This is a genomic window from Novosphingobium sp. FG90, from assembly GCF_057808725.1.
Genome location: NZ_JBMDIO010000076.1, coordinates 1 through 5223 on the forward strand (window position 1 = coordinate 1; position 5223 = coordinate 5223).

General features: G+C 68.6%; 7 protein-coding genes. 1 reads left to right on the forward strand and 6 read right to left on the reverse strand.

Annotated features, from left to right (window positions below; translation table 11 throughout):
• Nucleotides 1-106: 106 nt before the first annotated feature.
• Complete coding sequence (locus ACODRZ_RS26290; RefSeq protein ID WP_488973034.1) at nucleotides 107-1687, reverse strand: GMC family oxidoreductase; 1581 nt, start codon at nucleotides 1685-1687, stop codon at nucleotides 107-109.
• Nucleotides 1688-1870: 183 nt separating this feature from the next.
• On the opposite strand from ACODRZ_RS26290, the gene ACODRZ_RS26295 reads away from it, so the two are divergent.
• Nucleotides 1871-2737, forward strand: coding sequence for a TIGR03620 family F420-dependent LLM class oxidoreductase (locus ACODRZ_RS26295; protein ID WP_488973033.1), 867 nt, complete (start codon nucleotides 1871-1873; stop codon nucleotides 2735-2737).
• 274 nt (nucleotides 2738-3011) lie between these two features.
• On the opposite strand, the gene ACODRZ_RS26300 is transcribed toward ACODRZ_RS26295, so the two are convergent.
• From ACODRZ_RS26300 to dapD, 5 genes are all read right to left on the reverse strand, one after another.
• Nucleotides 3012-3212, reverse strand: a complete 201-nt coding sequence (locus ACODRZ_RS26300) for a hypothetical protein (RefSeq protein ID WP_488973032.1) — start codon at nucleotides 3210-3212, stop codon at nucleotides 3012-3014.
• A gap of 98 nt (nucleotides 3213-3310) precedes the next feature.
• Nucleotides 3311-3757, reverse strand: a complete 447-nt coding sequence (locus ACODRZ_RS26305; RefSeq protein WP_488973031.1) for a DUF1810 domain-containing protein — start codon at nucleotides 3755-3757, stop codon at nucleotides 3311-3313.
• On the reverse strand, nucleotides 3754-3972 hold the full coding sequence (locus ACODRZ_RS26310; protein ID WP_488973030.1) for a hypervirulence associated TUDOR domain-containing protein: 219 nt from the start codon (nucleotides 3970-3972) through the stop codon (nucleotides 3754-3756). Before ACODRZ_RS26310 ends, ACODRZ_RS26305 begins: the two co-directional genes overlap by 4 nt.
• Nucleotides 3969-4184 (reverse strand): hypothetical protein, encoded by a 216-nt coding sequence (locus ACODRZ_RS26315; protein WP_488973029.1) that lies wholly within the window; start codon nucleotides 4182-4184, stop codon nucleotides 3969-3971. The genes ACODRZ_RS26310 and ACODRZ_RS26315 overlap by 4 nt, the downstream gene beginning before the upstream one ends.
• Nucleotides 4185-4278: 94 nt before the next feature.
• On the reverse strand, nucleotides 4279-5112 hold the full coding sequence (gene dapD, locus ACODRZ_RS26320) for a 2,3,4,5-tetrahydropyridine-2,6-dicarboxylate N-succinyltransferase (protein WP_488973028.1): 834 nt from the start codon (nucleotides 5110-5112) through the stop codon (nucleotides 4279-4281).
• Between the last annotated feature and the right edge of the window lie 111 nt (nucleotides 5113-5223).

Genomic DNA, 5223 nt, shown 5'->3' on the forward strand with positions numbered 1-5223 from the left:
CGGGGCGTCCGGACGCGAGTTGGCCGTAACAGGCCAGCGGTCCCAGCCTTCGCTGAGATGACGGGGCCGTTTGCATCCTTTCCCGGCAAGTTCGGGGAGGAAGGGTTCAACTTTGGTTGAGCAGCATTTCCGCGCCTTTTTCCGCGATCATCATCGTGGGCGCATTCGTGTTGCCCGAGGTGATCGTCGGCATCACCGAAGCGTCGATCACGCGCAGGCCGTCGAGCCCGATCACCCGCAGCCGGGTATCGACCACCGAACCCATCGCCGCCGTGCCGACCGGGTGGAAGATGGTCGTGCCGATGTCTCCGGCCGCGCGCTGCAGGTCTTCCTCGGTCTCGAAGGCGGGGCCGGGGCGCATTTCCTCGGGCCGGTAGCGGGCCAGCGCCGGTTGCGAGACGATGCTGCGCGTGATGCGGATCGCTTCGGCGGCGACGCGGCGGTCCTCCTCGGCCGACAGATAGTTGGGGCGGATCGACGGCGCGGCCGCGGGATCGGCGGCGGTGATGCGGGTCGTGCCCCGGCTTTCGGGCCTCAGGTTGCAGACGCTGGCAGTGAAGGCGGGGAAGGGGTCCAGCGCCCCTCCAAACGCCGCGAGGCTCAGCGGCTGGACGTGGTATTCCAGGTTCGGCGTCGCGTAGCGCGCGTGGCTGCGGGTGAAGACGCCAAGCTGACTGGGCGCCATTGCCATCGGCCCGGTGCGTCGCAGCGCATATTCCAGCCCGATCAGCGCCTTGCCGAAGAGATTGCCGGCCCGCGCGTTGAGCGTCGCGACGCCCGAGACGCGGTAGGCGCAGCGCAGTTGCAGGTGGTCCTGCAGGTTGCCGCCGACTTCCGGCCGGTCGAGCACCGGCGCGATGCCGAGGTCCGCCAGCCGCGCCGCATCGCCGATGCCGCTGCGCTCGAGGATGGCGGGGGAGCCGATCGCGCCTGCCGCCAGCACCACTTCGCCGGGCGTGAGCGCCACGCGCTGCGCGTTGCCGACGCGGTAGGCGACGCCGACCGCGCGGCCCGCCTCGACGATCACCCGGTCCACCACCGCGCCGGTCTCGACCTTCAGATTGCTGCGCGAGCGGACCGGCTTGAGGAAGGCATCGGCCGCGCTCCATCGCCAGCCACCGCGCTGCGTCACCTGGAAGAAGCCCGCGCCTTCGTTGTCCCCGGTATTGAAGTCGGTGGAATGGGGGATGCCCTGCTGGCCGCAGGCGTTGCGGAAGGCTTCGAGGATGTCCCAGCGCAGGCGCTGCTTCTCGACCCGGATCTCGCCCCCGCTGCCATGGAACGGGCCGGAGCCCTCGTAATGGTCCTCGGCCCGGATGAAGTAGGGCAGCACGTCGTCCCAGCCCCAGCCGAGGTTGCCCGCCTGGCGCCAGCCGTCATAGTCGGCCGCCTGTCCGCGCATGTAGATCATGCCGTTGATCGACGAGCAGCCGCCCAGCACGCGCCCGCGCGGATACTTGAGCGCCCGGCCGCCGAGCCCCTGCTCGGGCTCGGTGGACAGGCACCAGTCGGTGCGCGGGTTGCCGATGCAGTAGAGATAGCCCACCGGCACCCGGATCCAGATGTAGTCGTCCTTGCCGCCAGCCTCCAGCAGCAGCACGCGCGTGTGCGGGTTGGCGCTGAGGCGATTGGCGAGGACGCAGCCCGCGCTGCCCCCGCCGACGATGATGTAGTCGAACTCTCCCATCCTGCAGGGCTATGCCGCGAGCAGGACACGATCAAGCGAGCGCTTTGGACAGGTGCGCCGGGTGGATCATTGCCCGCCGGGGCGATACCGGGTCCGGGCCGGGCGCTGCGTTGCCGCTAAATTCTTGCCGGATGGACGCGGCGGACCCACCATCGCGGGCAGGAGCGGCAGGAGGAGGGCGCCATGGCGAGACCCGCGATCGGAAAGCTGGGCGTATGGTCGATGGAGATGCGCTTCGGCGACAAGGCGCGATCGAGCGCGGCGGCGACGGAACTTGAGGCGCTGGGCTATGGCGCGGTGTGGATCCCGGGCGGCATCGACGATGGCGCCCCGGCCGACGTCGAGCGGCTGCTGGCGGCCACCTCGCGCATCACCATCGCCACCGGTATCCTCAACATCTGGAAGCATGACCCGCAGGAACTGGCGGACTGGTTCCTGGCGCTGCCGCAGGACTGGCGGGCGCGCACCCTGCTGGGCCTGGGCATCAGCCATGGCCCGCTCATAGGCGAGACGTGGGGCAAGCCGCTGGAAGTGACAACGACATTCCTCGACCGGCTCGACGCGGCCGGAATGCCGCGCGAGAATTTGTGCCTTGCTGCGTTGGGGCCGAAGATGGTCGCGCTGGCGGGCGATCGCACCTCGGGCGCGCATCCCTACCTCGTCACCCCCGATCATTCGCGCCGTGCCCGTGCGATCCTTGGGGACGGCGCGCTGCTCGCGCCCGAACAGGGCGTGGTGCTGGAAAGTGACCCGGCCAAGGCGCGCGCGCTGGCGGTGGCGGCGCTTGCGCATTACCGGCTGCTGCCCAATTATCGCAACAACTGGCTGCGGCTGGGCTTCAGCGAGGGGGAGATCGAAGCGCTGGACGACCGGCTGCTCGATGCCCTGTTTGCGATCGGCGGTGTGGAGGCGGCTGCGCGCCGGGTGGAGGCGCACCTCGATGCGGGGGCGAATCACGTCTGTCTTCAGGTCATCGCCGGGACCGGAGCGGGCGGCAGCTTCGACGAACTGCTGCCGCAATGGCGCGCGCTGGCGGACGTGCTGGCCTGAACCTCAGATTTCCGGCTTCGGGCCATCGAAAGGTAAGCGCGGCGTTAACGGGTTGGCAACGGATTGTGTCTAGTTCCTCTCCTCACAGGAGACGGTGGTTTCGGCCACCGGATTGACAGGAGCCGCCGGCGAGCCGGATGGACCGATCGTCGGGGGGCGAATGGTCCGCATCCGGGGTGGGAACGCAGCTTTCGGGCACGTTCGATAACCGCCTTCGACGACGGCTCCTGGCATTTCCCGAAACTCTTCCCATCCCTATCGGCCAGGCTCGTCGTCAGCTTCCCAGCGCGTGCTGTTCCGCAGTGACCGGCGTGCTGCTCGGTCGGTCGGACAAGGCACGGGCGATCCAGACCGTCGACATCGCCAGCACCGCAAGCACCAGACTGACGATCAGTACATAGCGCACGATATGCGGCGTAGAGCCCCCGCGCGCTTCATCGTCGTCGAGATGAACCTCGTCGCCGGAACGATACATGACTGCTCTCCCGTCGGCCCGACGGCGGCCTTCATGACCGCGCTTTCAATTCGGGCCGTCTACGGGAACGACGACCGGACGCGGAAAGTTCCCGGCGCTCATGCTGCATGATGCGAGGCGAGGTGGAGCAATTGCAGGGTGCGTTCGTCCCTGCGACCCTGGCAGAAGGCGTCGAGGGCATGGGCGAATTGTCCGGCGCCATCGGTGCCCATCGCGGCAAGCTCGAACAGGGTCATCGAACTGGCGAACTTCATCGCATCGACCGCGCCGAGAATACCCGCCGCGCTTCGCCTTCCGGCCCAGCCGAGCATCAGGCGCGTCGTCTCGTCAAGCCTTGGGCGAAGGACGGGGTGGGCCAGATAGCGATGCGCCTCGTCGAGCGTTTCGACGGCATAGCGCCGCGCCATAGGACTGGAGCCGAGCCCGGCGATTTGCGGGAACACGAACCACATCCAGTGCGTGCGCTTCTCGCCATGGGCAAGTTCGGCGCGGACTTCGCCGAAAATGGCGTCCTGCGCCGTAACGAAGCGTTCCAGGTCCATCATGCGCGGTGCAGTTCGGACCCACGCTTGAGGGCGCGGCCGCCGTCAGGCTGCTCGACAAGGTACGCGGGGTTGTCATGCGTGCCGTTGCGCACGATGCGCTTGCCCTCGATAGTGCGGCTGACACGGCGTTCGAAACGTTCGGCGATCTGACCGGTAGCGGTGCCGGTGCCCCAGTTCCAGCTGACCGGCGCTCCCTTGCGGAACGAGGCGGTCACTGCGTCTGGTCTTGCTGCTGCGCCACTGCCTTTTCGGTATCGGCATGACCGCCGGTTTCGGGCGTGGTCAGCGCGCCGGTCATCCAGATCGCCGACAGGGCGATGACGACGAGCACGAGGCTGATGAGCAGGACATAGCGCACGACGCCGGGCGTGGCGCCGCTGCGAGCTTCCTCTTTGTCGAGATGGACTTCCTGTCCTCGGGTTTCCATGGCGTGTCGCTCCGAAGGCGGCCGATTGCGGCCCTTTCCTTCACAACACGCCGGGACGGGCGACGTTCCGCCGCCCGTCCCGCGTCAGCGCGGCTTAGTCGCGCAGCAGTTCGTTGATGCCGGTCTTCGAGCGGGTCTGCGCGTCCACCGTCTTGACGATCACGGCGCAGTAGAGCGACGGGCCGGGGGTGCCGTCGGGCAGCGGCTTGCCGGGCATCGCGCCGGGGACGACCACCGCGTAGGGCGGCACGCGGCCGATGTGGACTTCGCCGGTCGCGCGGTCGACGATCTTGGTCGAGGCGCCGATGAACACACCCATCGACAGCACCGCGCCTTCGCCCACGATCACGCCCTCGGCCACTTCCGAACGGGCGCCGATGAACGCGCCGTCCTCGATGATGACCGGGCCGGCCTGCAGCGGCTCAAGCACACCGCCGATGCCGGCGCCGCCCGAGATGTGCACGTTCTTGCCGATCTGCGCGCACGAACCCACGGTCGCCCAGGTGTCGACCATGGTGCCTTCGCCGACGTAGGCGCCGAGGTTCACGAACGAGGGCATGAGGACCACGCCCTTCGAGATGTGGGCGCTGCGGCGCACCACGGCGCCGGGCACCACGCGCACACCTGCCGCCTTGAAGCGGGCATCGTCCCAGCCGGCGAACTTGAGCGGCACCTTGTCGTAGGCCGGTGCACCGGCAGCGCCGTAGTCGACCACGGCGTTGTCGTTCAGGCGGAACGAGAGCAGCACCGCCTTCTTGAGCCACTGGTTGACGACCCATTCGCCGTCCACCTTCTCGGCGACGCGGGCCTGGCCCGAATCGAGCAGTTCCAGCGCCTCGTCGACGATCTTGCGAACGTCCGCGCTCGCGGGGGTGACGGTGTCGCGTGCGTCGAACGCGGCTTCGATCTGGGCGGCGAGGTCGGACATTGGTTGGTCTCCGGAAGGGATAAAACGTCGGCGCGCGGCCTAGAGGGAGTTGGGGCGCGGGGCAAGGCTGTCGTCGGGTGAGGGCGGCGCGTGCGGCGGGGGGGGGGGGGG

Coding starts and splice junctions, on each gene's coding strand:
- ACODRZ_RS26290 (WP_488973034.1), bottom strand. CDS start 1,687: ATGGGAGAGTTCGACTACATCATCGTCGGCGGGGGCAGCGCGGGCTGC.
- ACODRZ_RS26295 (WP_488973033.1), top strand. CDS start 1,871: ATGGCGAGACCCGCGATCGGAAAGCTGGGCGTATGGTCGATGGAGATG.
- ACODRZ_RS26300 (WP_488973032.1), bottom strand. CDS start 3,212: ATGTATCGTTCCGGCGACGAGGTTCATCTCGACGACGATGAAGCGCGC.
- ACODRZ_RS26305 (WP_488973031.1), bottom strand. CDS start 3,757: ATGATGGACCTGGAACGCTTCGTTACGGCGCAGGACGCCATTTTCGGC.
- ACODRZ_RS26315 (WP_488973029.1), bottom strand. CDS start 4,184: ATGGAAACCCGAGGACAGGAAGTCCATCTCGACAAAGAGGAAGCTCGC.
- dapD (WP_488973028.1), bottom strand. CDS start 5,112: ATGTCCGACCTCGCCGCCCAGATCGAAGCCGCGTTCGACGCACGCGAC.